General features: G+C 67.6%; 30 protein-coding genes. 19 read left to right on the top strand and 11 right to left on the bottom strand.

Features of this window, described 5'->3' with window-relative positions; all coding sequences use genetic code 11:
- The first annotated feature begins 16 nt into the window (after window positions 1–16).
- The 6 genes from WG901_RS02165 to WG901_RS02140 all read left to right on the top strand — a co-directional run bounded on the left by WG901_RS02165 (window position 17) and on the right by WG901_RS02140 (window position 4,963).
- On the top strand, window positions 17–1,162 hold the full coding sequence (locus WG901_RS02165; protein ID WP_339585375.1) for a PQQ-dependent sugar dehydrogenase: 1,146 nt from the start codon (window positions 17–19) through the stop codon (window positions 1,160–1,162).
- Between the two features lie 63 nt (window positions 1,163–1,225).
- Window positions 1,226–1,735 (top strand): GNAT family N-acetyltransferase, encoded by a 510-nt coding sequence (locus WG901_RS02160; RefSeq protein WP_339586627.1) that lies wholly within the window; start codon window positions 1,226–1,228, stop codon window positions 1,733–1,735.
- Between the two features lie 239 nt (window positions 1,736–1,974).
- Window positions 1,975–2,520 (top strand): DUF1285 domain-containing protein, encoded by a 546-nt coding sequence (locus tag WG901_RS02155; protein ID WP_339585374.1) that lies wholly within the window; start codon window positions 1,975–1,977, stop codon window positions 2,518–2,520.
- Complete coding sequence (locus tag WG901_RS02150; protein ID WP_339585373.1) at window positions 2,517–3,113, top strand: NUDIX hydrolase; 597 nt, start codon at window positions 2,517–2,519, stop codon at window positions 3,111–3,113. The genes WG901_RS02155 and WG901_RS02150 overlap by 4 nt, the downstream gene beginning before the upstream one ends.
- Window positions 3,106–4,269 carry a CCA tRNA nucleotidyltransferase gene (locus WG901_RS02145; protein ID WP_339585372.1) on the top strand — a complete coding sequence of 388 codons (1,164 nt, stop codon included), beginning with the start codon at window positions 3,106–3,108 and terminating at the stop codon, window positions 4,267–4,269. Before WG901_RS02150 ends, WG901_RS02145 begins: the two co-directional genes overlap by 8 nt.
- Window positions 4,270–4,312: 43 nt before the next feature.
- Window positions 4,313–4,963, top strand: coding sequence for a retropepsin-like aspartic protease family protein (locus tag WG901_RS02140; RefSeq protein ID WP_339585371.1), 651 nt, complete (start codon window positions 4,313–4,315; stop codon window positions 4,961–4,963).
- 6 nt (window positions 4,964–4,969) lie between these two features.
- Here WG901_RS02140 and parC read toward each other — a convergent pair whose 3' ends face one another.
- Window positions 4,970–7,258 carry a DNA topoisomerase IV subunit A gene (parC, locus tag WG901_RS02135; RefSeq protein ID WP_339585370.1) on the bottom strand — a complete coding sequence of 763 codons (2,289 nt, stop codon included), beginning with the start codon at window positions 7,256–7,258 and terminating at the stop codon, window positions 4,970–4,972.
- A gap of 102 nt (window positions 7,259–7,360) precedes the next feature.
- Here parC and WG901_RS02130 point away from each other — a divergent pair, with 102 nt between their 5' ends.
- Window positions 7,361–7,882 carry a type 1 glutamine amidotransferase domain-containing protein gene (locus WG901_RS02130; protein ID WP_339585369.1) on the top strand — a complete coding sequence of 174 codons (522 nt, stop codon included), beginning with the start codon at window positions 7,361–7,363 and terminating at the stop codon, window positions 7,880–7,882.
- Window positions 7,883–7,958: 76 nt separating this feature from the next.
- Window positions 7,959–8,981 carry a DUF4349 domain-containing protein gene (locus WG901_RS02125; RefSeq protein ID WP_339585368.1) on the top strand — a complete coding sequence of 341 codons (1,023 nt, stop codon included), beginning with the start codon at window positions 7,959–7,961 and terminating at the stop codon, window positions 8,979–8,981.
- On the opposite strand, the gene WG901_RS02120 is transcribed toward WG901_RS02125, so the two are convergent.
- From WG901_RS02120 to WG901_RS02110, 3 genes are read right to left on the bottom strand one after another with little or no spacing between them, the layout of a single operon-like run.
- Window positions 8,973–9,305, bottom strand: coding sequence for a 2Fe-2S iron-sulfur cluster-binding protein (locus WG901_RS02120; RefSeq protein WP_339585367.1), 333 nt, complete (start codon window positions 9,303–9,305; stop codon window positions 8,973–8,975). The two genes, WG901_RS02125 and WG901_RS02120, sit on opposite strands and share 9 nt — an antisense overlap.
- A gap of 1 nt (window position 9,306) precedes the next feature.
- Entirely contained in the window at window positions 9,307–10,386 is a 1,080-nt protein-coding gene (locus WG901_RS02115) for a cysteine desulfurase family protein (protein WP_339585366.1), read from the bottom strand.
- Window positions 10,383–11,435 (bottom strand): cysteine desulfurase family protein, encoded by a 1,053-nt coding sequence (locus WG901_RS02110; protein ID WP_339585365.1) that lies wholly within the window; start codon window positions 11,433–11,435, stop codon window positions 10,383–10,385. The genes WG901_RS02115 and WG901_RS02110 overlap by 4 nt, the downstream gene beginning before the upstream one ends.
- Window positions 11,436–11,595: 160 nt before the next feature.
- Here WG901_RS02110 and WG901_RS02105 point away from each other — a divergent pair, with 160 nt between their 5' ends.
- Window positions 11,596–12,252 (top strand): alpha/beta hydrolase, encoded by a 657-nt coding sequence (locus WG901_RS02105; protein ID WP_217401153.1) that lies wholly within the window; start codon window positions 11,596–11,598, stop codon window positions 12,250–12,252.
- 162 nt (window positions 12,253–12,414) lie between these two features.
- Here WG901_RS02105 and WG901_RS02100 read toward each other — a convergent pair whose 3' ends face one another.
- The 3 genes from WG901_RS02100 to WG901_RS02090 form a co-directional block, all read right to left on the bottom strand.
- Window positions 12,415–12,618 (bottom strand): hypothetical protein, encoded by a 204-nt coding sequence (locus WG901_RS02100; RefSeq protein WP_339585364.1) that lies wholly within the window; start codon window positions 12,616–12,618, stop codon window positions 12,415–12,417.
- The gene (locus WG901_RS02095) at window positions 12,618–13,130 is read right to left on the bottom strand and encodes a DUF937 domain-containing protein (RefSeq protein ID WP_339585363.1); all 513 of its coding nucleotides are present in this window, start codon (window positions 13,128–13,130) and stop codon (window positions 12,618–12,620) included. The genes WG901_RS02100 and WG901_RS02095 overlap by 1 nt, the downstream gene beginning before the upstream one ends.
- 142 nt (window positions 13,131–13,272) lie before the next feature.
- The gene (locus WG901_RS02090) at window positions 13,273–13,632 is read right to left on the bottom strand and encodes a hypothetical protein (protein ID WP_339585362.1); all 360 of its coding nucleotides are present in this window, start codon (window positions 13,630–13,632) and stop codon (window positions 13,273–13,275) included.
- A gap of 179 nt (window positions 13,633–13,811) precedes the next feature.
- Here WG901_RS02090 and WG901_RS02085 point away from each other — a divergent pair, with 179 nt between their 5' ends.
- From WG901_RS02085 to WG901_RS02050, 8 genes are all read left to right on the top strand, one after another.
- Window positions 13,812–14,600, top strand: coding sequence for a response regulator transcription factor (locus WG901_RS02085; protein ID WP_417602151.1), 789 nt, complete (start codon window positions 13,812–13,814; stop codon window positions 14,598–14,600).
- Between the two features lie 5 nt (window positions 14,601–14,605).
- Complete coding sequence (locus tag WG901_RS02080; protein ID WP_339585361.1) at window positions 14,606–16,165, top strand: ATP-binding protein; 1,560 nt, start codon at window positions 14,606–14,608, stop codon at window positions 16,163–16,165.
- Complete coding sequence (locus tag WG901_RS02075) at window positions 16,162–16,584, top strand: HPr kinase/phosphorylase (protein ID WP_339585360.1); 423 nt, start codon at window positions 16,162–16,164, stop codon at window positions 16,582–16,584. Before WG901_RS02080 ends, WG901_RS02075 begins: the two co-directional genes overlap by 4 nt.
- A gap of 77 nt (window positions 16,585–16,661) precedes the next feature.
- Window positions 16,662–17,648, top strand: coding sequence for an RNase adapter RapZ (gene rapZ / locus WG901_RS02070; RefSeq protein ID WP_339585359.1), 987 nt, complete (start codon window positions 16,662–16,664; stop codon window positions 17,646–17,648).
- Window positions 17,649–17,703: 55 nt separating this feature from the next.
- Entirely contained in the window at window positions 17,704–18,108 is a 405-nt protein-coding gene (locus tag WG901_RS02065; protein ID WP_264442656.1) for a PTS sugar transporter subunit IIA, read from the top strand.
- A gap of 44 nt (window positions 18,109–18,152) precedes the next feature.
- The gene (locus WG901_RS02060; protein ID WP_339585358.1) at window positions 18,153–18,431 is read left to right on the top strand and encodes an HPr family phosphocarrier protein; all 279 of its coding nucleotides are present in this window, start codon (window positions 18,153–18,155) and stop codon (window positions 18,429–18,431) included.
- A gap of 54 nt (window positions 18,432–18,485) precedes the next feature.
- A complete protein-coding gene (locus tag WG901_RS02055) occupies window positions 18,486–19,292 on the top strand; it encodes a TrmH family RNA methyltransferase (protein WP_339585357.1) in 807 nt (268 codons plus the stop codon).
- Window positions 19,293–19,316: 24 nt separating this feature from the next.
- On the top strand, window positions 19,317–19,706 hold the full coding sequence (locus tag WG901_RS02050; RefSeq protein ID WP_339585356.1) for an META domain-containing protein: 390 nt from the start codon (window positions 19,317–19,319) through the stop codon (window positions 19,704–19,706).
- A gap of 70 nt (window positions 19,707–19,776) precedes the next feature.
- Here WG901_RS02050 and WG901_RS02045 read toward each other — a convergent pair whose 3' ends face one another.
- The 4 genes from WG901_RS02045 to recR all read right to left on the bottom strand — a co-directional run bounded on the left by WG901_RS02045 (window position 19,777) and on the right by recR (window position 23,468).
- Window positions 19,777–20,547 carry a hypothetical protein gene (locus tag WG901_RS02045; RefSeq protein ID WP_339585355.1) on the bottom strand — a complete coding sequence of 257 codons (771 nt, stop codon included), beginning with the start codon at window positions 20,545–20,547 and terminating at the stop codon, window positions 19,777–19,779.
- A 17-nt stretch (window positions 20,548–20,564) separates the two neighbouring features.
- Window positions 20,565–22,070, bottom strand: a complete 1,506-nt coding sequence (locus WG901_RS02040; protein ID WP_339585354.1) for a DNA recombination protein RmuC — start codon at window positions 22,068–22,070, stop codon at window positions 20,565–20,567.
- 194 nt (window positions 22,071–22,264) lie between these two features.
- The gene (gene def, locus WG901_RS02035; protein WP_339585353.1) at window positions 22,265–22,834 is read right to left on the bottom strand and encodes a peptide deformylase; all 570 of its coding nucleotides are present in this window, start codon (window positions 22,832–22,834) and stop codon (window positions 22,265–22,267) included.
- A 37-nt stretch (window positions 22,835–22,871) separates the two neighbouring features.
- A complete protein-coding gene (recR, locus tag WG901_RS02030) occupies window positions 22,872–23,468 on the bottom strand; it encodes a recombination mediator RecR (RefSeq protein WP_339585352.1) in 597 nt (198 codons plus the stop codon).
- A 47-nt stretch (window positions 23,469–23,515) separates the two neighbouring features.
- On the opposite strand from recR, the gene fmt reads away from it, so the two are divergent.
- A complete protein-coding gene (gene fmt / locus WG901_RS02025; RefSeq protein WP_339585351.1) occupies window positions 23,516–24,439 on the top strand; it encodes a methionyl-tRNA formyltransferase in 924 nt (307 codons plus the stop codon).
- Entirely contained in the window at window positions 24,436–25,224 is a 789-nt protein-coding gene (truA, locus tag WG901_RS02020; protein ID WP_339585350.1) for a tRNA pseudouridine(38-40) synthase TruA, read from the top strand. Before fmt ends, truA begins: the two co-directional genes overlap by 4 nt.
- The last annotated feature ends 10 nt before the right edge of the window (window positions 25,225–25,234 follow it).

Here is a 25,234-nt window from a genome sequence, read left to right as displayed (position 1 = left end):
GCGAATCTCGACATGGATGACCCCGCTATCCCTCGCCGCGCTCGGCCTCGCAAGCTGCGGCTCGGCGTCGACAGGGGATAAGGCCGCCGCCGCCGAAGCCAAGACCGCAGGCGATCCGGGCTTCACCGTCACGCAGGTGGCGCAGTTCGAAGAGCCCTGGGCCATGGCCTTCCTGCCCGGCACGCCCTTCGCGCTGATCACCGAGCGCAAGGGCAAGCTGATGCTCTGGCAGGAAGGCGGCGAGGTGCGCGAGGTCGATGGCGTGCCGCAGGTCGCCTATGGCGGCCAGGGCGGACTCGGCGACGTCGCGCTCGCACCCGATTTCCCCACCTCGGGCACGGTCTACCTGACCTGGGCCGAAGCCGGAGACAACGACACGCGCGGTGCCGTGCTCGGACGCGCCAAGCTCGTCACCCAGGGCGCACCCAAGCTCGAAGGCTTGCAGGTGATCTGGCGGCAGGAGCCCAAGGTCACCGGCCAGGGCCACTATTCGCACCGCATAGCCTTTTCGCCCGACGGGCAGCACCTGTTCCTCGCATCGGGCGAACGGCAGAAGTTCACGCCGGCACAGGACCTCAACGCCAATCTCGGCAAGATCCTGCGGCTCACGCTCGACGGCAAGCCTGCGCCGGGCAATCCGTTTGCCGCAAAAGGCGGCGTGACGTCGCAGATCTGGTCCTATGGCCACCGCAACGTCCTCGGACTCCAGTTCGACGCGAGCGGGCGGCTCTGGGATCTCGAGCATGGCCCCAAGGGCGGCGACGAGCTCAACCTCGTCGAGCCCGGCAAGAACTACGGCTGGCCGCTGGTGTCGGACGGCGATCACTACGACGGCCGCCCGATCCCGCGCAACGCCACCCGGCCCGATCTCGCGCAACCGGCGATCAGCTGGAACCCGGTGATCGCGCCGGGCGATTTCATCTTCTACCGCGGCAGCGATTTCCCGCAGTGGCGCGGCCAGGCGGTGATCGCGGCGATGCTGCCTTCGGCGATCGTTCGCGTCGCGATAGACGGCACCAAGGCGCGCGAAGTCGCGCGCTACCCGATGTCGCACCGCGTGCGCGAGATCGAGGAACGCGAGGACGGTTCGATCTGGCTGCTCGAGGACGGCAAGGAGGCCGGCGCGGGTCATCTTTTGCGCCTGTCCCCGGTCAAACGGTAAACTGGCCGGAAAACGGTAAACTTGATCGACAAGCCGGCGCATCGCCCCTATCCGCGCGCGGCCATGGCCAACATCATTCCCCTTGCCGACGTCGACCCCGCGCTGATCGAAGCGCTGCTCGACCGCGCCTTCGAGCCCGACCGCCACAAGCGCACGGCCTACAAGGTGCGCGAGGGAACCGAGTCGCTTGGCGGCCTCTCCTTCGCCGCGCTCGACGAGCACGACATGCTCGCCGGCACGATCCAGTGCTGGCCCGTGGCGCTGACCGATCCGTCGGGGCGCAAGCATCCGCTGGTCATGGTCGGACCGGTCGCGGTGCTACCCGAACACCAGGGCCGCGGCTTCGGCAAGGCGCTGATGACCGCGAGCCTCGCCGCGCTCGACCCGCGCGCGCCGCTGCCGCAGGTGATGATCGGCGATCCCGACTATTACGGCCGCTTCTGGGGCTTCACCAACGAAGCCACCGGCGGCTGGGCCCTGCCCGGCCCCTTCGATCGCGCGCGCCTGCTCGTGCGCTGCGACAATCCGGCGGTCCTGCCCGCCGAGGGAACGCTCGGGCCTTGGAAGGGCTAGGATTACTCTTTCCCTCCCCTTTTCCCCTTCTCTGTCACCCTGGACTTGTTTCAGGGTCCATCGGGCCGCAACCATGGCCTGTGCGGATAGCCTCGGCTGCCCGGTTGTGCTGCCAACAAAGCTTCGGTTCACGCGGAGAAATGGACCCTGAAACAAGTTCAGGGTGACGGGAAGAGTTGGACGGTCAATGTGATGGCCCTCCCCTTGCAGGGCCGGAAGGTAAATGGCAGGGCAAGCCGATGCCTTACGAGCCGCCACCGGAGCTTGCCGGCCTCTCCCTCGCCGAAATCGCCGAGCTGACCGCAGCGCGCCAGCTGCCGCCGGTCGACCAATGGGCGCCGGAACGCGAAGCCGACAGCCTCATGACGATCAAGGCCGACGGCCGCTGGTTCCACGAAGGCGACGAGATCACCCGCGCCGCCATGATCCGCGCCTTCGCCTCGCTGCTGTGGCGCGACGCGCAGGGCCAGCACTGGCTGGTGACGCCGCAGGAAAAGCAGTCGATCGAGGTCGAGGACGCCGCCTTCGTCGCGGTCGACGTCAAGCGAGACGGCGATGCCCTCGTCTTCCGGCTCAACACCGACGATCTCGTCATCGCCGGTCCCGATCATCCGATCCGCGCCGCCGGCGATCCCGAGACGCCCGCGCTCTATCTCGGCGTGCGCCATGGCACGGAAGCCAGACTGAATCGTAGCACTTACGCGCAACTGGCTGAAATCGCGATCGAAGGTGGCGACCTGACCGTGACCAGCCAGGGCGCGACCTTTGCACTGACGCCAGCATGAGCGACCTGTTCGACCGGCTCAGCCGGCTTTATGAGATCGGTCACGCGGGTGAACCTCCCGAACTGTGGACCGACCAGCGGCTCGACGGCATGAGCGAGTTCCGCCCCGCCGCCGTGCTCGCCGCCTTCACCGACCGCGGCGACGATGCCGGCATCCTGCTGCTGCACCGCCCTTCGAACATGCGCTCGCATCCCGGCCAGATCGCCTTTCCCGGTGGCTCGATCGATCCGGGCGAAAGCGCGATCGAGGCGGCGCGGCGCGAGACCTGGGAAGAGCTCGGCATTCGCCAGGACAAGGTCCGCGTGATCGGCGAGAGCGACGTCTACGAGACCCATTCGGGCTTCGCGATCACCCCCGTGCTCGGCGTGGTGCCCGCGGACGTGGAGATCGTGCCGAATCCGACCGAAGTCGCGCAATGGTTCGAAGCGCCCGCGCGTTTCGTGCTAGATCCCGCCAACCACAAGCAACAATGGGTCGAATGGGAGGGCTCGATGCGTCCCTATTTCGAGATCGATTGGCAGGGGCACCAGATCTGGGGGATCACCGCAGCGATCCTCGTCAACCTCTCGCGCCGGCTACGCTGGCATGGCTGAACTGCCAGAGGCGGACTGGACGCAGCGTGCCGATCTCGCCGCGCTGATCGCGGCGCTGGGGGACGGAGAGGCGCGCTACGTCGGCGGCGCGGTGCGCGACACGCTGCTCGACATTCCGGTCAAGGACATCGACGTGGCGACGCCGCTGGTGCCAGAGGCGGTGATCGCGCGGCTCGATGCGGCGGGCATCCGCAGCGTGCCGACGGGGATCGACCACGGTACGGTCACCGCCGTGCTGCCCGAGGGTCCGGTCGAGATCACCACCCTGCGTCACGACGTCAGCACCGACGGCCGCCGGGCCACGGTCCAGTTCGCCACCGACTGGCGCGAGGACGCGGCTCGGCGCGACTTCACGATCAACGCGCTCTATGCCGATCCCGCGACGCGCGAAGTGTTCGACTACTTCGGTGGCCTGTCCGATCTCGGCTATCGCCGCGTGCGCTTCATCGGCGATGCCCGCCAGCGTATCCGCGAGGACCACTTGCGGATCCTGCGCTATTTCCGCTTCCAGGCCAGGTTCGGCTCGCAACCGCCTGATAAGGAATCGGAATCGGCCTGTGCCGAACTCGCCGGAACGCTCAAGGGCCTGTCGCGCGAGCGGATCGGCATGGAAGTTCTCAACCTGCTGAGCCTGCCCGATCCCGCCCCCACCGTGACGCGGATGAAGGAACTCGGCGTGCTCGACGTCATTCTGCCGCACGCCGACACCGAAGCTCTGACGCGGCTGGTGGCCGAGGAGCAGCGCCAGGGCGCTACGCCGCATGCCATCCGCCGTCTCGGGGCACTAATCGCGCCCGATCCGCCGCTCGCCGAGCAGGTCGCCGCGCGCTTTCGTCTTTCGGGCGCGCAGCGGAAGCGGCTGATCCATGCCGCAGAGCGGGTCAGCGGCCCCAAGAATGCCCACGCGCTCGCCTATCACCTCGGCCGCGAGGAGACCGAGGACTGGCTGCTGCTCGAAGGGCAGGACATCGCCCCCCTGCAGGACTGGGAGATACCCGTGTTCCCGCTCAAGGGCGGCGCCGTGGTGGCGCGCGGCGTGACCGCGGGCCCCGAAGTCGCGCGCGTGCTGCTGATGGTCGAGGCGCATTGGGTGGCCGAGGGCTTCCCCAATGCAGAACGGGTTCAGGAGCTGCTCGACGAGGCGCTGGGAGCGTGATCCGCTCAGCCGCCAGCAAGCTTCCGCGTGCTAGAACGCGCCAGTGAACCTGCACGAAACCTTTGATTTCCTGCGCGAACAGCCTTTGCTCGCACTCGCGGTCGGCGCGATCTTCGCGGTCACGCTCGGTGGCATGATCAAGCGCGCCACGCCGCGGCTCGGCGGGCTGATCCAGGGCCTGGGCAACCTCTCGCTCGTCGCGGCGCTGCTGCTGACGATCGTCCAGGTCGCGCGGCTGACCACGGGCAACGACCTCGCCCTGCCCCAGATCGGCTTGCCCGAACAAAGGGTTACCGGCGGTGAGACGCGGATCGCGATGAGCAACGACGGCCATTTCTGGATCCAGGCCAAGATCAACGGCGAGCCCTATCGCTTCCTCGTCGACACCGGCGCGACCCTTACGGCCCTGTCCGAAAGCACCGCGGCGGGCGCACAGGTTCCCACGCAGCAATTGCGCCAGTCGGTGATGATGAAGACCGCCAACGGCACGATCCGCGCCGAACTCGCTCGCATCGACGAGCTGCGCTTCGGCAACGTCGTTGCGCGCGACCTCGACGCGGTGATCGCGCCGGGGCTGGGCGAGACCAACGTCATCGGCATGAACCTGCTCTCGCGGCTGGCGAGCTGGCGGGTCGAGGGGCGGACCCTGGTGCTGGTGCCCAATCACCCGCAGGTGGAAGCGGGCAAGAGCTAGGCTCGCCTAGAACTTGTTATCGCGCGGAAAACCGGTCGGCGGCAGACGGCCGGCGGCACCGCGGGCGACCTTCCACATGCGCATGTCGGGCTCGGTGCGCGTGCGCCCGGTCTCGCCGCCCATCTTCCAGCTCAGACCGTCCTCAAGCTTGAGCGTGATCGCGTCCGAGAGCCCGCCGTCGCGGTAGCGCTGCAAGGTGACGCCCTGCCCCTTGGCCAGGATCGGCAGCTCCTCGAGGCTGAAGATGACCAGCTTGCGGTTGTCGCCGACGATCGCGACGTGGTCGTGCTCGGCGGGGATCTCGCGCACCAGCGCCAGCTTGACGCCAGGCTTGGTGTTCATGACGCCACGGCCCTTGCGCGTCTCGGCCAGCAGTTCGTCGGCCTCGGCGGCGAAGCCGCGCCCGACATTCGAGGCGAGCAGCAACTGGCCCTTCGGCTTGTAGGGCAGCACCGCGACGATCTGCGCCTCGGCATCGATGTCGAGCATCGTGCGGATCGGCTCGCCGAAGCCGCGCGCGCCCGGCAGCTTGTCGGCGCCGAGCGTGTAGAACCGACCGTTGTCGATCGCGATCAGCAGCTTGTCGGTGGTCTGCGCGTGGAAGGCATAGGCCGGGCCGTCGCCTTCCTTGAACTTGAAGTCGCCATCCAGGGCAATGTGACCGCGCGCGCCGCGCACCCAGCCCTTGGCCGAGAGGATCACCGTCACCGGCTCCTTCTCGATCATCGCGTCCATCGAGAACTCGCGCGTCGGCGCCGCCTCGGCGATCGTCGTGCGACGCCGCCCGAGTTCGGTATCCTCGGCATATTCCTTGCGCAAGGCCTTGAGATCACGCTTCAAACGCGTGCGCTGCTTGGCCGGGCTTTCGAGCAGTTCCTGAAGCTCGCCCTGCTCCTTGAGCAGTTCGGCGTGCTCCTTGCGCAGTTCCATCTCCTCGAGCTTGCGCAAGGAGCGCAGCCGCATGTTGAGGATCGCTTCGGCCTGACGGTCGGTCAGGTCGAATTCCTTCATCATCACCGGCTTGGGCTCGTCCTCGGTGCGGATGATCTCGATGATCCGATCGAGGTTCAGGAAGGCGATGATATAGCCTTCGAGCAGTTCGAGCCGCGCCGCGATCTTGTCGAGACGGTGCTGGCTGCGCCGCAGCAGGATGTCGATCTGACTGAAGACCCACTCCTTGAGCAGGTCCTTGAGCCCGAGCACGCCCGGCGTGCGGTGCGCGTCGAGGACGTTGAGATTGAGGCTGAAGCGCGATTCCAAGTCGCTCAGCTTGTAGAGCGATTCCTTAAGTAGATCAGGGTCTACGTTGCGGTTCCTCGGAACCAGCACGAGCCGTATCTGCTCGTCGCTCTCGTCGCGGACGTCTTCGAGGATCGGCAGCTTCTTGTCGGCGATCAGTTGGGCGATCTGCTCGATCAGCTTGCCCTTCTGCACCATGTAGGGGATCTCGGAAACCACGAGCTGCCACATGCCGTTGCCGAGCCGCTCGATGCCCGCCTCGCGGTCGGCCTCGGCCTTGGCTTCGGCGGCGTGGAACCTGGCACGGACGCGAAAGCCGCCCTTGCCCGTCTCGTAGGCGTGGCTGATCACCGCCGGGCTGTCGACGACGACGCCGCCCGTGGCGAAGTCCGGCCCCTGGAACACCTGCATGAGCTGCGCGTGTTCGGCGGCCGGGTTGTCGATCAGCATCAGGGTCGCGTCGATGATCTCGGCGACGTTGTGGCTGGGCACCGAGGTCGCCATGCCGACGGCAATGCCGGTCGAGCCGTTGGCCAGCAGGTTGGGGAACAGGCCCGGGAAGATCTCGGGCTCTTCCTCCTCGCCGTTGTAGGTCGGGTGGAATTCGACCGTACCCTCGTCGAGCCCGGCCATCAGCTGCATCGCCGTGCGCGTCAGCCGCGCTTCGGTGTAGCGATAGGCCGCGGCGTTATCGCCGTCGATATTGCCGAAGTTGCCCTGCCCCTCGACCAGCGGATAGCGCAGCGAGAAGTCCTGGGCGAGGCGGACCATGGCATCGTAGACCGAGGCGTCGCCGTGCGGGTGATACTTGCCGATGACGTCGCCGACCACGCGCGCCGACTTCTTGAAGGCATCGGTCGGGTTGAGCTTGAGCCCGCGCATCGCCCAGAGCAGGCGGCGGTGGACCGGCTTCAGACCGTCGCGCAGATCGGGCAGCGAGCGCGCGGTGATCGTCGACAGCGCATAGACGAGGTAGCGCTCGGACAGCGCGCTGTCGAACGGCGCGTCGACGATGGCGTCGAACGGATCGGGATCGGTCTGGGTAGGGCTCGCCATGGCCGACCGCCCTAGCAATGCGACGGCCCGCGCGAAACCGCTGGAACGCCTTTTTCCGCCAAATCTTCAAGAAGGACAGACCTCGTCCAGGAGCCCCTCCCCATGACCAAGCGCGTCCTCATCCTCGCCACCGACGGCTTCGAGCAATCCGAACTGATCGAGCCGCGCAAGGCACTCGAGCAGGCCGGCTTCGAAACCGTGCTCGCGAGCCCCAAGCGTGGCGAAATCCGGGGCTGGAACCACAAGGACTGGGGTGAGAGCGTGACCGTCGATGCGGGGCTCGACGAAGTCGCCGCGGAAGATTTCGACGCGCTGCTGCTGCCCGGCGGTCAGATGAACCCCGACGCGCTGCGGCTCGAAGCGCGCGCGATCGCCCTGATCGTGGACTTCAACGAGGCCGACAAGCCGATCGCGGCGATCTGCCATGGGCCCTGGCTGCTGGTCGAGGCGGACATCGTCGACGGCAGGACCGTGACCGCCTGGCCGTCGATCCGCACCGATCTCGAGAACGCCGGTGCCGAGGTGGTCGATCAGGAGGTCGCGGTTGACGGCAATCTCATCACCAGCCGCAAACCCGAGGACATTCCGGCCTTCTCCAAAGCATTGATAGATTTTCTCAAGTGAAAGCATAAGAATTCGGTAACGAGCCTACTATATTTCACCGCCACGAAGACCTTATGAGAAGCTCTTGGGGTGATTGATGAAAACATCCATTGTCGTGGCATTTTTCGCCATAACAGGCCTTTCCGCCTGCAGTCAGGGGCCACAGGATTCGGAAAGATACTCGAATTATTCATCGGCAGCGCCGCAAAACAAATTCGGATTTGCAGAAGCCCTCGAAAAACCTTCTCTACTGCCAAAGTTCGGACGTAATAATACACCGCCTCCCTCGCGAGTGACAGCTATTGACATAAAAGAAGACAGCGCCCCACAGGGACCGCCGCCGTCACCCACACAGATCGCGGTCAGTATCCCCAAGATAGCTTATCAATTCTCTTACGGATACCGCCTTAAATCGGAGCGCATCCCTGAATTGCAGCGGAAGCATGCCGACTACTGTGAAGCACAGGGTCAGCAAATTTGCCGGATCCTCAACATGCAGCAGGAAGGTAGCGAAAGCGAATACGGATCAGGTTCGCTGCAACTCGCCGTTGCCTCACCCCGCGCGCGTTCCTTCGGAGCCGAACTCAGCAAGATTGCCGGACAAAGCGATGGCAAGGAAATTTCGAGCAGCATCTCCGGCGAAGACCTGTCAAAGCAAATCGTCAACACCGAGGCCCGTCTGCGCGCCAGGACCGTCTTGCGTGATCGATTGATGGAAATTCTCTCCACCCGCAAGGGCACGGTGCAGGAACTCGTCGAAGCCGAACGCGGGGTTGCGCAGGTCAACGAAGAGATCGACCAGGCGCGAAGCTGGCTGGCCGAAATGCAGGGCCGGGTCGATTTCGCGCGGGTCAACATCCGCTATCAATCGACCCTGTTCAGTTCGCCCTCACCAAGCCGCAGCGGCTTCCTGGCGCCGGTTCAGGAAGCCCTAGGCAACGTCGGTCCGATCCTGGGCACCGTCATCGCCTGGATCATCACCTTGCTGACGATCTTCCTGCCAATCGGGCTGGTCGTCCTCGTGCTGCGCTTTCTCTGGCGCTTCTTCAGGAAGGACAAAGCGACGCCCGCTCCGGATTCGGAGCCATCGTCCGCGACCGAACCACAAGTCTCAGCGTAGCTGCATATCCCGTGCTTCGCCGGGAATGCGCACTTCGATGCCGTCGAGCTCCGGCGTCAGCGCGATCTGGCACGAGAGGCGGCTGGTGCGGGTGACGTCGGCGGCGAGGTCGAGCATGTCTTCCTCGTCGGCCGAAGCGGGCTTTAGCTTGTCGAACCAGTCGGGCGCGACGACGACGTGACAGGTCGAGCAGGCCATCTGGCCTTCGCAGGTGCCTTCGAGCGGCATGCCGGCGGCCTGGGCGACCTCGAGCAGGCGCGTGCCCTCGGCGGCTTCGGCAGCGACCTTTTCGCCCTCGGCGGTGATGAACGTAACTGCGACCACGTCAAACTCCCTGCGCCGCCGCTGCTGCGACGATCCTTGCGCAGGCATCCTCCAATTCCCGAGAGAGGGTATAACGTCCGAATCCGATACGAATAGAGCTTTTTGCAGCGGTGTCAGTAAGCCCGAGCGCGCGAAGGACGTGGCTCGGCCGCCCCGAACCGCTAGCGCAGGCCGAACCGGCCGAAAAGGCGAGGTCGCGCAGGTCGGACATCAGCCGGGCGACGTCGAGCCCGGGCTTGTGCAGGTTGAGATTCCCATGCCAGCGCGCCTCGGCGCTGCCGTTGAGCGTCCAGCCGGCGAACCGATCGCGCGCGCGAAGCCAGAGGTCGGCGACATGCGCGGCGTCTTCCTCGCGCCGCGTCGCGGCCAGCTTGGCGGCGGCCCCGAACCCGACGCAGAGCGCGGGGCTCAAGGTGCCCGAGCGCAGCCCACCCTCCTGGCCGCCGCCGTGGATCAGCGGCGCGAGTTCTATCCCGTCGCGGATCCACAGCGCACCGACGCCCTTGGGGCCATGAAGCTTGTGCGCCGAGAGCGCGATCAGGTCGGCCCCCGCCGGCGGTGCCAGCTTGCCCGCGCCCTGGACGGCGTCGCAGAGGAACAGCGCCCCCGCGGCATGCGCTGCCTCGGCCAGCGCGGCGACGGGCTGCACCGTGCCGATCTCGTTGTTGACCTGCATGACCGCGACGAGGTCGGTACCCGCCGGAATCGCGGCATTCGGCGCAACCAGGCCTTCGCCGTCGACGTCGAACCTATCGACCTCGGCGCCGCTGGCCCGCGCCGTGTCGAGCACGGCGGCGTGCTCGATCGCCGAGACCGCAATCCGGCGCGGCTTGCAGCCGAGGATCGCGAGGTTCAGCGCTTCGGTGGCACTGCCCGTGAACACGACGCGCCCACCCGGCGGCAGCAACGCCGCGACCTGGTCGCGCGCCAGCTCGACCGCGGCGGCGGCGGCGCGGCCCGGGCGATGCGGACTGTGCGGGTTCGCGAAACCCATGGCCTCCGGGCCGGAAAGCCAGGGCAGCATGGCCTCGCGCGCCTCGGGCGCAAGCGGCGTGGTCGCCTGGTAGTCGAGATAGATCATGCCGCGGCCCGGTCCGTTCCGGCGATCTCGCGCCAGGTCGTCAGGAAACGTGCGATATCGGCCTCGGTCGTCTCGCGGCCGATGCTGACGCGGATCACCTCCGACGCGGCCTTGTCCTCGATCGCCATGGCGCCGAGCACGTGGCTGGTGCGCAGCGAGCCCGACGAACAGGCGCTGCCGGCCGAAACGGCAATCCCCATCGAATCGAAGCGGATGAGCTGGGCCGCGGCCGAAACGCCGGGCATGCGATAGGCGCCGATCGTCGGCAGTCGCGGGGCATCGGCGGCGATCACCGTGCCGCCGGCTTCGCCGATGGACAGCTCCAGTTGCCGTCGGAGACTGGCCGCCCCGTCGAGCCAGGTCGCGCCGTGCTCGAGCGCGGCGACCATGGCGAGCGCGCCGGGCAGGTTCTCGGTGCCGGCGCGATAGCCGCGCTCCTGGCCGCCGGTCGGATCGAGCAGAGCCCAGTCGCGCACGAGCAGCGCGCCCATGCCGGTCGGTCCGCCGAACTTGTGGGCCGAGAGCGCGATCAGGTCCGCATCGGGCAAAGCCAGCTTGCCGGCGCCCTGCGCGCAGTCGGCGAGCAGCAGCCCGCCCGCTCCGCGCACTGCCGCGGCGATGGCTTCGAGCGGCTGGATCACTCCCGTCTCGTTGTTGACCTGCTGGACGGCGATCAGCCCGGTCCGCGCCACGGTGGCGGGATCGACGAGGCCCCGGTCATCGACCGCCAGCCGCTCGGCGCCCCCGGCATGGCGTAGCACCGCCTCGTGCTCGACGGGCGAGACCGCGGCGAGCGGCTGGCGGGATTTGGCCAGCGCCAGAGCAAGCGCCTCGCTCGCACCCGAGGTGAACACGACCTCGCCGTCCCAGCCCAGAGCCGCGGCGATCCGCGCGCGCGCATCCTCGAGCATCGCCCGCGCCGCGCGCCCCTCGCGATGCGGGCTGGACGGATTGGCCCATTGCGCGAAGCCCGCCAGCATCGCCTCGCGCGCAGCGGGCAGAAGCGGCGTGGTGGCGGCGTGATCGAGATAAATGCGGTCGGCGGTCATGGCCTGACTATCTTGGCGTTAAGCATCATGCGGCAAAATGTTGTTTTCGCGATCGCTGTTTCTATATAGCGCATCAATTCCCGTTAGAATCTTACGGACCGATCGCCAGCCGAACCCCGGCGGGCGAGCCCGAGATTCTCATTCACCAGGTATAGCCACAATGCCAGCAGTCATTTTCCCCGGTCCCGAGGGTCGCCTCGAAGGCCGTTTCCAGCCCGGTCCGCGTCCGCGCGCGCCCGTCGCGATGATTCTCCACCCGCACCCACAGGCGGGCGGCACCATGAACGACCGCATCACCCAGGCGATGTACAAGACCTTCGTCAACCGCGGCTTCGCGACCCTGCGCTTCAACTTCCGCGGCGTGGGCCGCAGCCAGGGCTCGTTCGACAACGGCATCGGCGAACTGTCCGACGCGGCCGCAGCGCTCGACTGGGTGCAGTCGATCCATCCCGAGGCTTCGACCACCTGGATCGCCGGCTATTCGTTCGGCGCGCTGATCGGCATGCAGCTGCTGATGCGCCGCCCCGAGATCCGCGGCTTCATCTCGGTCGCACCGCCCGCGAACATGTACGACTTCAGCTTCCTGGCACCCTGCCCCGCCTCGGGCATCATCGTCCAGGGCGTGTCGGACACGGTGGTGACGCCGAACGCCGTGCAGAAGCTCGTCGACAAGCTGCGCACGCAGAAGCACATCACGATCCATCACGACGAGATCCCGCGCGCCAACCACTTCTTCGAGAACGAACTCGACGAGATGATGCGCTCGGTCGACAACTATCTGGACATGCGGCTCTCGCCGGACTGCCCGATCAAGTGACGGCAGCCGTTCGCGGCGCGTAGCGACGCTTGCGCCCTGCCGTCATCCCCGCGCAGGCGGGGATCCATCGCGTGCCCACACCTGATGGCCCGATGGATCCCGGCCTTCGCCGGGATGACGATAAAATAGTGAAATACGCAAAGAATACTGCGGTTGTGCGCCTTACTGCGTCGCCGCTTTTCCGGCCAGCGATTGGCCGCCCGAAGTCGGCACGACCCAGATCGCCACGTTGATCGCCAGGACCGCCGCGAGCACCAGCATCAGCACGATCTGTTTGCGTCCGCCGCCGCGGCGCCAGAGGAAAGCCGCGCCGGCGGTCAGCGCGACGATGGTCAGCACGAGCAGCGACAGCGCGGTCGAAGCCATCAGATGCGATCGGCGCCGCTGTCGCCGGCATCGGGGGTCAGCGTGTCGCGCAGGCCGCCGAGCTCGTCGAGCCCGCCGCTGCCCTCGGCACCGCTGCCGCCCGCGCGCGCTGTGATGTACCCGCCCACCAGCATGGCCAGTGCAGGCAGAACCCGTTCACCCAGTTCGAGAGCGAGTCCCTGGCTGCGCTCGGCCTCGACCAGCACGGCGCGGCGCGCCACTTCGGGTCCGAGAACACGATCGAGAAGCAGAACGCCCGGCGCAGTGTCGAGCGGCCCCGGTCCCATCACGTCGGCAGCAAGCTGTCCGCCGCCCAGTTCGGCCAGCACGTCGACGAGAGACTGGACACCGGCATCGCCCTCACCCAGCGTGTCCGCCGCCTGTCGCAGCCCGGCAAGAAGCGCGGGCAGCAGGGCGGTAGCGGCCGCCGAGACGTCGGCCGGGCTCGCGCCGAGTTGGCGCGAAAGCGCATTGATGCCCCCGCTGCGTCGCAGCGTGGTGAGCCAGTCCATGGTGCCCTCCTTGATGAGGCACTTTATTTCGTCGCGACCTTTGCGACCGTCTAACCTATCAGACGGTCTGTTGGATAGTGGACACAATATAATAAAGTCTTGCCGCAGGAGCGCAGCAGGGCCGCGCCTGGCAGCCGATTCCTTAACCTTTGCCGAACAGCCCTTTCGCGAGATCGGTGACGTCGTTCAGCGGATTGCCGTCTCCGTCGCGGTCGAGCAGACCGAAGAGGCCCGAAGCCTGCGGATGATCCTTGAGCGTGCGCGCGAATTCGCCGAGCGAGCCTTCGCCGCCGATCTGTTCGACGATCTGGCCGAGCACGCCGCTGTCGAGCCCGGTCTTGGCGGCAGCTCCGGCGATCGTGTCGCCCGGCTCGGCGTGCGACTGTCCGAGTGCCGCGATCGCCTTCTCGGCAAGCGCCGGCTGGATTCCCAGCTTTTCGGCCAGGTTGGCGACGTCGACGTGCTGGCCGAACTGGCCGAAGATGCTGTTGAGGACGCTCATGGGCTTCGACTCCGGATAGGGAAATCGGAACATGCGCCGATCATCGGCGGAAGCAAGCGATACTGAGGCGTGGGGCGGGCCCTCGCGCACCGCCTCTCAGGGAAGGACACGCCACGTTGTCAGCGGCGGCCCGAAGGGCTAACCCAAGGCCGAGCAAGTTTTCGAGGATCCGCGCGCAAGTGACCACGGCCGAGCCGCCAGCCTCCCCTTCCCCCGCCGGCAATCCCACCGATGCCGGTTCCGCCACGCCGCCCGTGCCGCAGCAGTGCATCGCGCTGGTCGACGACGATCGCAACATCCTGACCACGCTGTCGATCTTCCTCCAGGCGGAAGGCTTCGCCACGCGCGTCTATGCCGACGGCGAGACCGCGCTGAAGGCCCTGCTCGAGAACCCGCCCGACCTGGCCATATTCGACATCAAGATGCCGCGGATGGACGGGCTCGAGCTGCTGCAGCGGCTGCGCGACCGCTCGTCGCTGCCCGTGATCTTCCTGACCTCGAAGGACGAAGAGCCCGACGAGGCGCTGGGCCTGGCGCTGGGCGCCGACGACTACATCACCAAGCCGTTCAGCCAGCGGCTGCTCGTCGCACGGATCCGCGCGATCCTGCGGCGCACCGAACTGGTCCGCGCCGAGCCCGACGAGCCCGTGCCCGAGGGCCTGCCCGAGCCGATCCAGCGCGGCCGGCTGACGATCGATCCCGCGCGCCACAGCGTCACCTGGGACGGCAAGGCCGTGTCCTTGACCGTCACCGAATTCCTCATCCTGGAATCGCTGGCGATGCGGCCGGGCGTGGTCAAGAGCCGCAACCAGCTGATGGACGCGGCCTACAGCGACGACATCTTCGTCGACGACCGCACGATCGACAGCCACATCAAACGCCTGCGCCGCAAGTTCCGCGGCGTCGATTCGACCTTCGCGGCGATCGATACGCTCTATGGCGCCGGCTATTCGTTCACCGATGGCTGACCCCGATGGCGGATGACGCCGACGAACTGATCCCCGAACGGCTGTTCTGGACGCGGCGCGTCTCGCTTACCTCGCGCATCCTCGCGGTCAACGTCGTCGCGCTGGTGCTGCTCGCGGGCTCGGTGTTCTACCTCGACACCTATCGCAACCGGCTGATCGCCGAGCGTTTCGGCCTGGCGCGCGCCGAAGTGCAGATCACCGCCGATGCCCTCGGCCCGCTCAACCGCACCAAGCGCAAGGCGCTGCTGCTGCGTGTCGGCGCCGAGCAGAAGCTGCGCATCCGGCTCTACGATCGCAAGGACAAGCTGATCGCCGACAGCTTCGAGCTCGTCGGCCCGGCCTTCACCTTCGTCGATCCCGAGAAGGAGCCCTGGTACATGCACGCGGCGCGCGGGCTCGACCGCAGCCTCGACTTCCTCGTGCGCGCGCCGCCGATCCCGAACTACGAGGAATCGGACAAGGCCGCGGGCTTCCCCGAGATCGCCGAGGCGCGCGAGACCAAGGCCACGGTCATGCGCCAGCGGCTCGCGCCCGATCGCACGCCGGTGATCACCGCCGCGGCGCCCGTCGGCGAAAAGGGCGACGTGCTGCTGACCACGCGCAATTCGCCCGACATCACCCAGAACATCCGCGACGCGCGCCAGACCCTGGCGATCATCGTCGGCGCGGCGCTGCTCGTCTCGATCCTGCTCTCGCTGTTCCTCGCACGCACGATCATCCAGCCGCTGCGCCTGCTGGTGCGCGCGGCGATCCGCGTGCGGCTGGGGCGCGACCGCCAGGTCGTGGTACCGCGCCTGCCCGAACGGCGCGACGAGATCGGCATGCTCGCGCGCTCGATCTCGGACATGAGCGCGGCGCTGAGCCAGCGGATCGACGGCGTCGAGAGCTTCGCCGCCGACGTCGCGCACGAGATCAAGAACCCTCTGGCGAGCCTGCGCAGCGCGCTCGAGACGCTCGACCGGGTCGAGGATGCCGAACTGCGCCGCCAGCTGCTCGCCATCGCCAGCCACGACGTCCAGCGGATCGACCGGCTCGTCACCGAGATCGCCGACGCCAGCCGCATCGACGCCGAACTCAGCCGCACGACCTTCGAGCCGGTCGACATGGTCCAGCTCGTGCTCGGGCTTGTCACCGCGCGCGACAGCCGCGGGGTCAACGGCGAGACCAGCATCGAGGTTACCCATCGCCGCGCGGGCGCCTGCGTGGTTCCCGGCGACGCCGCGCGGCTCGAGCGCGTGCTCGAGAACCTGCTCGACAACGCCGTCTCGTTCTCGCCGCCGGGCGCCACGATCGAGGTCAGCATCACCGGCGACGACGAGCGCGTCGGCATCGCGGTGTCGGACCACGGCCCCGGCATTCCCGAAAGCGAGCGCGAGAAGGTGTTCGAGCGCTTCCATTCGCTGCGCCCGGCGGGCGAGGATTTCGGCAGCCACTCGGGCCTCGGCCTCGCCATCGCCCGCACGATCGTCGAGGCGCATTACGGCACGCTCAGCGCCGAGGATCGCTTCGACGGCCAGCCCGGCGCGCGACTGGTGATCGACCTGCCCGCCTGGGACGGCGCATGAGCGCACTTCCCCACCAAGCCACCTGTGTCGCGATCGACGGCCGCGCCCTGCTGATCGAGGGCGCGCCGGGCACGGGCAAGTCGAGCCTGGCCCTGGCGCTGATCGACCGCGGCGCCCTGCTCATCGGCGACGACGGCGTGCTTCTCGAAACGCGCCAGGGCCGGCTCCACGCCATGCCGCATCCGAACACGCGCGGGCTGATCGAGGTGCGCAATCTCGGCCTATTGCGCGAGGCGGTGTGCGACGCGGCTCCGGTCGCGCTGGTGCTCGTGCTCGATCCCGGAGCGCCGCGCTTCGTCGAGACGGCGGAGACGGTCACGCGTGCCGACATCGCCCTGCCGATGCTGCGGCTGTCGCCCGAGGGACCGGTGCTGCATCTCAAGGCGGAACGGGCACTTACCTATTACGGACTCAGCTAGGGTTAAGTCTCGCTGGGGTAAAAGCCATCCCTTGGCCCTTCCCTTTCTTTGGTGAGAAGCGCAAACTTCCGCGATCCATGCCCAGCGATATCGAAGATAGCGGCACAGCCCAGGCCGCCCCTGACGCCGCTCCCGGCCAAGGCCTGCCCCAGGGCCCTCAGCGCATCCTGCTGGTCACCGGCCTGCTCGGCGCGGGCAAGACGACCGTGCTGCGCGTGCTCGAGGACCTGCGCTGGGAAGCGCTCGACAACTTCCCCGTCCGCCTGCTCGAACGCCTGATCGACACGACGGCGTCGCAATCCGCCCAGGCAGCGCCCGCCGACCGCCCGCCGCTGGCAATCGGTTTCGACGCACGCACCCGCGGCTTCAACCCGCACGACATCATCGAGCGGGTCAAGAAGCTGTCCAAGCGCGCGGATCTCGAAGTCACCACCCTGTTCCTCGACTGCGCGAGCCGCGAGCTCGAACGGCGCTACAACGAAACGCGGCGGCGGCATCCGCTGGCCGCCGACATGCCCGTCGCCTCGGGCATCCTGGCCGAGCGCGAGTTGCTCGAACCGCTGCGTCGCTGGGCCGACGGCGTGATCGACACCACCGCCTATTCGACCAACGACCTTCAGCAGGTGATTCGCGAGCGCTTCACGCCGACCGATCAGCCGCTGACCCTGACCGTCTCGAGCTTCGGCTTCTCGCGCGGTATGCCGCCGGTCGCCGACCTCGTCTTCGACATGCGCTTCCTCGACAACCCGCACTGGGTCGACGAGCTGCGCCCGCTGACGGGCAAGGACGCGCCCGTGGGCGAGCACATCCGCCAGGATCCCGCCTTCCCCGAGGCCTACGATCGCATCCGCGATCTGCTGCTGCTGCTGCTGCCCCGCTACGAGGCGCAAGGGAAGGCCTACGTCCACATCGCCTTCGGCTGTACGGGCGGACGGCACCGATCGGTGTTCGTCGCCGAACAAATCGCAGCGGCCTTGCGTGCCGCCGGTTTTTCGCCCACATTGCTGCACCGCAACCTGGGCTCGCGAGCCGCCGACCTCATCGAGGGAGGCCAGGCATCGTGAGAAGACATAACGCTATCCAGGCGGTTTCGCAGGGCCTTCGGAGCAAATTTCCAGCATGATCGGTATGATCCTGGTGACCCACGGCAATCTTGCCGAGGAGTTCGTGAATGCGATGCAACATGTCGTTGGCCGCCAGGAGGCGGTCGCGACCGTGTGCATCGGACCCAATGACGACATGGAACGTCGCCGCCACGAGATCGCGACCGCGATCAAGCGCGTGGACAGCGGCGAAGGTGCCATCATCCTGACCGACCTGTTCGGCGGCACGCCGTCGAACCTGGCGATCTCGCTGATGCAGGCCGGCCGGGTCGAGGTGATCGCGGGGATCAACCTGCCGATGCTGATCCGCCTCGCCAAGGCGCGCGAATGCATGTCGGTGACCGACGCGGCGATCGCCGCGCGTGACGCCGGCCGCAACTACATCACCATGGCGTCCGAGTACCTTGGTCAACATGCCTGAGGGGGCAGCACGCCTAAAGGGCCAACATGCATGAGGGAGCAGGCATGATCGCGCTCAAGGAAACCGTCCAGATCATCAACCAGCGCGGCCTGCACGCACGCGCGAGCGCCAAGTTCGTCAACATGGTCGCGCTGCTGCCCGAAGGGCTGCAGGTCCAGGTCAGCAAGGACGGCAGCGACGCCGCCGGCGGATCGATCCTCGGCCTGATGATGCTCGGTGCCGCCAAGGGCGACACGATCGAGATCGCCGTCAGCGGCGACGGTGCCGAAGCCGCGCTGCTGAAGCTGGCGGGCCTGGTCAAGGACGGCTTCGGCGAGGATTGAGCCTCTGCCTTCGCGGGGATGACGGATCGGGCGAAACCGCCTAGGGCACGCCCCATGCTCCGCACGATCACCGGCTTCTCCAACCCCACGGTCAAGTTCCTCCGCTCCTTGCGCGAGAAGAAGCACCGCAAGCAGGAACAGCGCTTCCTCGCCGAAGGCCTGCGCCTGCTCACCGACGCGCGGGAATCGGGCCGGCTGCCCGAAATGCTGGTCATGGCCACCAAACGCGAGTCCCACCCGCTGCTCGACGCGCTGATTGCCGACGTTTCGGCCGCGGGCGGCGAGGTGATCGAAATGGACGAGGACATCCTCGCCAAGGTCACGGGCAAGGACAACCCCCAGGCCGTCGCCGGCGTCTTCGCCGAATTCGACACGAGCCTCGCGCAAATCGACCGCAACGCCTCCCCGATCTGGCTCGTCGCCCAGGCGCTGCGCAATCCGGGCAATCTCGGCACGATGCTGCGCACCGGCGACGCGGTCGGCGCAGGGGGACTGATCCTGATCGACGACTGCGCCGATCCCTTCTCGGTCGAGGCCGTGCGCGCGAGCATGGGCGCCGTGTTCACCCAGACCATCGCCCAGGCGCGCTGGGACGAGTTCCACGCCTGGCTGCGCGCCGGAGACGGCCAGCTCGTCGCCGCCTCCTTGCGCGATTCGACCGACTACCGCACCGCGCCCTACGCCCGGCCGTGTTTCCTGATGGTCGGCAACGAATCGCGCGGGCTGCCGGAAGACTACGAAAAGGCCTGCGACCTGCGCGTGCACATGCCGATGCTCGGCCGCGCCGATAGCCTCAACGCCGCGGTGGCCGGCGCGGTGCTCGCCTACGAGGCGCTGGCGCACCTGCGGCCCAAGGCGTAGGGTCGCACGGTCAGGAGACGAACCATGCGCAAAGCCTTTGCCTTCCTCGCCCTGCCCGCGCTGCTCGCCGGTTGCGTCACGGCGCCGACCGGAACCGCCCCTTCGCTCGCCGACACAGACTGGCGCGTGACCGCGATCGACGGCGCGCCGCCGGTCGGCGAAGCCACGCTGACCTTCCGCGCCGATCGCCTGGTGGCGAGCGCTGGCTGCAACCGCCTGGGCGGCACCTGGCGCGGGGAAGCCGGCAAGCTCGTGGTCGGCCCGCTGATGAGCACGCGGATGTTCTGCGAAGGCAAGATGGATCAGGAACGTGCCCTGAACGATCTGCTGGGCGGGATACCGGCGGCCACGCTCAGCGGCGATCGGCTGACCTTGAAGAGCGACAAGCATTCCGCGAAGCTGGCGCGAAAATAGGGTTTCACGCGAGCCGCGGGGATGATGACAATTGGCGTTTCGCGCCTACCTCATCGCGGGACCAAAGGCTTCAATCGCCCGCCAGCACCGCCGTGATCTTCCACTCCTGGCCCTGCTTCACCGCCAGCAGGCGATGCGCCAGCAGGCTGCGCAGCTTGTCGGTGGCGACGAAGCCGGTCTTGCCCGAAGCGCTCTTCACCTGCTGGAACGGAGCGCCGGGCGTCAAACCCTTGGTCAGCGACACCAGATCCCACGAAAGCTTTTCGCCAGGCGCGGCCCCGGGCTTGGGCTCGGCGAGCAAGGGCACGTCTACGCCGGTCACCAGCATGGCCGAGCCGCTGTCGACGTCGCCGAGTTCCTGCTGGAAGTACCAGGGGATCGTCAGCCCGCCGCCGTCACTGCCGGCACAGCCGAGCGGCAGCAGTGCCGCGAGTTCGTTCAGCAGCTTGCCGTCGGGCGCCTTGAGCGCGGCGAGGAAGCGCTTGTTGCCATCCTCTCCACCGAAGCCGAGGCGAATGTCGGGCGTGGCCATGGCGGCGATGGCCTCGGCATCGCGCGCCTGAACCGCGGCGGCGAGCTTCTCGCGGAAGGCGCGCGCGCCGGGCAGGCCGCCGCATTCGTCGCGCGGCGCCCACTTGCCCGGCTGGCGCGGCTCGACCTGGGCGTCGAGCCAGAGCGCAGCGACCTTGGTCGGATCGGGATCGGCGGCATTGGCCGCGGGCATCGGCGTGGACGCGGCGCTGGTGGCATCGCTGGGCGGCGCCTGCGGCGGCTTGGGTTCCGAATTGCAGCCCGCGAGCAGAGCCAGGGCCGTCAGACTTCCAAGACCGAGATACCGCATCCGCTTCCTTTCGCTGCCTATTCCTGTTCGGTTTCAACCAGCAGCGGCACGGCAGGTTCCATCGCGGCGCTCTCGGCATAGCGCGGCGCGCTCTCGACCAGCGGCACTTCCTCGATCTCGCGCTTGCCGATCTCGATGTGCTTGTCCTTGAGGCGCCGGCCCGACGAGAGCACGTTGCGTTCGAAGCTGCCGACGAAATCGTTGTACTTGCGCACCGCCCGGTCGAGCCCCGCGCCGACGCCCTTGAGGTGATCGGCGGCGGTCGCCAGACGGTCGTAGAGCTCGCCGCCCATGCGCCCGATCTCGCGCGCCTCGCGGGCGAGGCCGTCCTGGCGCCAGACCTGCGCGACCGTGCGCGCAATCGCGACGAGATTGGTCGGCGTCGCCAGCAGGACCTTGTTGCGGAAGGCGAAGTCCCAGAGCTCGGGATCGTGTTCGAGCGCGGCGGCGACGAAGTGCTCGCCCGGCACGAACATCACCACATAGTCGGGCGCATCCTCGAACTGCGACTGATAGCTCTTGGTGCCCAAAGTCTGCACGTGGTTGCGCATCGACTTCGCATGCTGGTCAAGCGCCGCCTTGCGCACCGCATCGTCGTTCGCCTCGAAGGCCGACTGATAGGCGTTGAGCGAGACCTTGGCGTCGATCACCAGTTGCTTGTTGCCCGGGATGCGCACGATCGCGTCGGGCCGCAGCCGGCCCTCCTCGGTGTCGATCGAATGTTCGGTGATGAAATCGGTGTGTTCCGAAAGCCCGCACTGTTCGAGCACGTTCTGCAGCGCGCGTTCGCCCCAGCGCCCGCGCGCCTTGGGCGCATTGGTCAGCGAATTGCCGAGCCGCTGCGCCTCGCGCCGGACTTCCTCCTGGCCCGTGCGCAGCCCCTCGATCACGCCGGCGAGCTGGCCGAAGGCGTCGACGCGCTGCTTCTCCAGGGTCGAGACCTGGTCCTCGTAGCTCTTGAGCCGCTCGCCCACGGGTGCCAGCAGCGCCTTGAGCTTTTCCTCGCTGCGCTGCTCGGAGACGGTGAACCGTTCCTGCGCGCGATCGAGAAAGGCCTTCTGGGCGTTTTCCATGACCTTGGCGCCGGCGACCTGGAATTCCTTCTTGAGCGCTTCCTGCGCTTCGAGCAGCAGCCGCTGCTTCTCGTCGAAGTTCGAGGCATTGGCCTTGAGCGTCGCCAGCTCGGCGGCCAGCGCCTCGCGCGAGGCGCGCAGCTCGGGCAGTTCGGCGGCAAGGCGTTCGGCGCTGTCGGCGCGCGTCGCAGCCGTGGCGAACTGGCCCTGGAGCGCGGCGTTGCGCTCGTTCGCCTGGGCCAGCTCGGCCGCCAGGGAATCGACGCGGCTGGCGCGTTCGCTGGCGCCGGCGAGCTCGGCGATGGCGCGGCGGAACTTCTCGTCGAGTTCGCGCGCGTCGGTGTCACGCGCCTGGAAGCGCGCGCGCCATTCGGTGGCGGGCCGGGAGCCGAAGAACCAGCCCAGACCGAGGCCGATAGCGAGCGCGACGAGAGCGATGACGATATCCATCACCGGAACATACATCGAACGAAGTCGACAGAAAAGCCGCTTGCAAGGAAGCTGTGGATTGCTGCCGCGGCCGATTTGCTGTGCTGCCCCAAAGCTTCCTCGTCACCCTGAAACAAGTCAGGGTGACGATGGGGTGAGGGTGCAGCGATACCGCCAGCGATCCCCGCTTTCGCGGGGATGGCAGGTTGTTTCGATCAAGCCGCCTTGCGCAGCTTCTCGAGCTTCTTGATCGCCATCTGCCGCTTGAGGCGCGAGAGGTGGTCGATGAACAGGATGCCCTCGAGGTGGTCCATCTCGTGCTGGAGGCAGGTGGCCAGGAGGTCGTCCATCTCCTCCTCGTGGACCTTGCCGTCGAGATCCTGCCAGCGCGCGCGAATGCGTGCGGGGCGTTCGACCTCGGCGTAGATCTCGGGGACCGAGAGGCAGCCTTCGTTGTAGACCGACAGCTCCTCCGACGGATCGAGGATCTCGGGGTTAATGAAGACCCGCGGTTCCTTCTTGGTCGGTTGGTGCGTGTGGTGGTGATCGCCGTGGGCGGTGCAGACCTCGGGCTCGGCATCCTCGTCGTCGGGCTGGAGATCGATCACCAGCACGCGCAGCGGCACGCCGACCTGGATCGCCGCGAGGCCGATGCCGGGGGCGTCGTACATCGTCTCGAACATGTCGGCGACGAGCGTCTTGAGGTCGTCGTCGAAGGTTTCGACGGGGGCGGAGACCTGCTTGAGACGCGGGTCGGGAATCTCGATGATTTCGCGGATGGCCATGAGGGCCAGATAATGGCGAAGCTTTAAATTCGCAACATCAGCCGACGGGTCTTCTGGCGCGCAAGGCCTGGGCCAGAGTCCCCTCGTCGAGATAGTCGAGCTCGCCGCCCACGGGCAGGCCATGCGCGAGCTGGGTCAGCCGCACCGGGTAGGCCTCGAGCCGCTCGGCGATGTAGTGCGCGGTGGTCTGGCCTTCGAGCGTGGCGTTCATCGCCAGGACGACCTCGTCGATCCCGCCCTGGGCGACGCGGTCGATCAGCCGGCCGATCGTCAGGTCCTCGGGCCGTACCCCGTCGAGTGCGGACAGGCGCCCGCCGAGCACGTGGTAGCGGCCGGTAAACAGCCGCGCGCGGTCGAGCGCCCAGAGATCGGCGACGTCCTCGACCACGCAGAGCGAACGCTGGTCGCGGCGCGGATCGACGCAGATCGCGCAAGGATCGCTGGTGTCGACATTGCCGCAGGTCTGGCACTCGACGAGCGTTTCGCGCACAGCGGCGAGCGCGTCGAGGAGTTGCACGAGCGAGCTTTCGCGCCGCTTGATCAGCCACAGCACGGCGCGCCGCGCCGAGCGCGGGCCGAGCCCCGGCAGGCGCGACAGGACGGATGTCAGGGTCTCGATCTCTTGCGATGCCATCCCCGCCCAGATAGGGCGCATGCGCTCATAGGGAAAGCCTTTCGCATATGCGCGTCATCTTCATGGGAACCCCCGATTTCGCCGTGCCGGCGCTGATCGCGCTGGCCGAGGCCGGGCACGAGGTCGTCGCAGCCTACAGCCAGCCGCCGCGCCCCGGTGGCCGCCGCGGCAAGGAGCTGACCCCCTCGCCGGTCCAGCGCGAGGCCGAGGCGCGCGGGATCGAAGTGCGCCACCCGGTCTCGCTCAAGAGCGCCGAGGAACAGGCCGCGTTCGCCGCGCTGAACGCCGACGTCGCGGTGGTCGCAGCCTATGGCCTGATCCTGCCGCAGGCGGTGCTCGACGCGCCCAGGCACGGCTGCATCAACATCCACGCCTCGCTGCTGCCGCGCTGGCGCGGCGCTGCGCCGATCCACCGCGCGGTGCTGGCCGGCGATGCCGAAACCGGGGTGACGATCATGCAGATGGAGGCGGGGCTCGACACCGGGCCGATGCTGGCGATCGAGCGCACGCCGATCGAACGCAAGACCACGGGCGAACTGACCCAGGAACTGGCCGAGATCGGCGGTCGGCTGGCCGTACAGGTGCTGTCCGACCTCGCCGCCTATCCGCCCGAGATCCAGCCCGAGGACGGGGTGACCTATGCCAAGAAGATCGACAAGGCCGAGGCCCTGCTCGACTTCAGCTTGCCCGCCCCGCAGGTCGAGCGCCAGGTCCGCGGCTTCGCGCCCGTGCCCGGCGCCTTCTTCGAATTCGAGGGCGAGCGCTACAAGGTGCTCTTTGCCGAGATCGTCGAAGGCGGTGGCTGGCCGGGCTCGGTGATCGACGACAAGCTGACGATCGCCTGCGGCCAGGGCGCGATCCGCCCGACACGCATCCAGCGCCAGGGCAAGCCGGCGATGGACCTCGCCGAACTGCTGCGCGGCAAGCCGATTCCCGCGGGTAGCTCGCTCAAGCAGCACGGCCAGAAATGACCCGCTTCGCGCTGACCCTGGAATTCGACGGCCGCCCGTTCATGGGACTGCAGCGGCAGTCGCACGGGCCCTCGGTGCAGCAGGCGGTCGAGGATGCCGCCCATGCGGTCACCGGCGAAACGATAATCATGCACGCCGCGGGCCGCACCGACGCGGGGGTCCACGCGCTGGCGATGCGCGCGCATGTCGACATCGAGAAAGACCTGGCCCCGTTCCGCCTGCAGGAAGCGCTCAACGCCAAGCTGCGCCCCGCCCCGGTCGCGGTGATCGGCTGCGAGGTGGTGCCCGACGACTGGCACGCGCGCTTTTCCTGCCTCGGCCGCGCCTACCGCTATCGCATCGTCAACCGCCGCGCGCCGCTGACGCTCGATCGCGGCCAGGCCTGGCTGGTCCAACAGCCGCTCGATGCCGAAGCGATGCATCGCGCCGCGCAGGCGCTGATCGGACACCACGATTTCACCACCTTCCGCTCGGCCCATTGCCAGTCGGCGAGCCCCGTGAAGACGCTCGATCGGCTCGACGTGTGCCGCGAGGGCGAGGCGGTGATCGTCGAGACCGAGGCACGATCCTACCTCCACCACCAGGTGCGCTCGATGGTCGGCTGCCTCGCGCTGGTCGGGCTCGGTCGCTGGCCCGAGGCGCGTATGGCCGAAGTCCTCGCGGCGCGCGATCGCCAGGCCCTGGGCCTCAACGCACCCGCAGACGGCCTTTACTTCATCGGTGCCAAGTATCCGGCAGATGCATCGGATATGAATGCAAGGTTACCCACCGGACAGGTGCTTTAACCAGATACTA

The sequence above is a fragment of the Novosphingobium anseongense genome, from assembly GCF_037482895.1.
GTDB lineage: Bacteria > Pseudomonadota > Alphaproteobacteria > Sphingomonadales > Sphingomonadaceae > Novosphingobium > Novosphingobium anseongense.
Note: the sequence above shows the minus strand (reverse complement) of the source record. Positions and strands in the feature narration are given on the sequence as shown.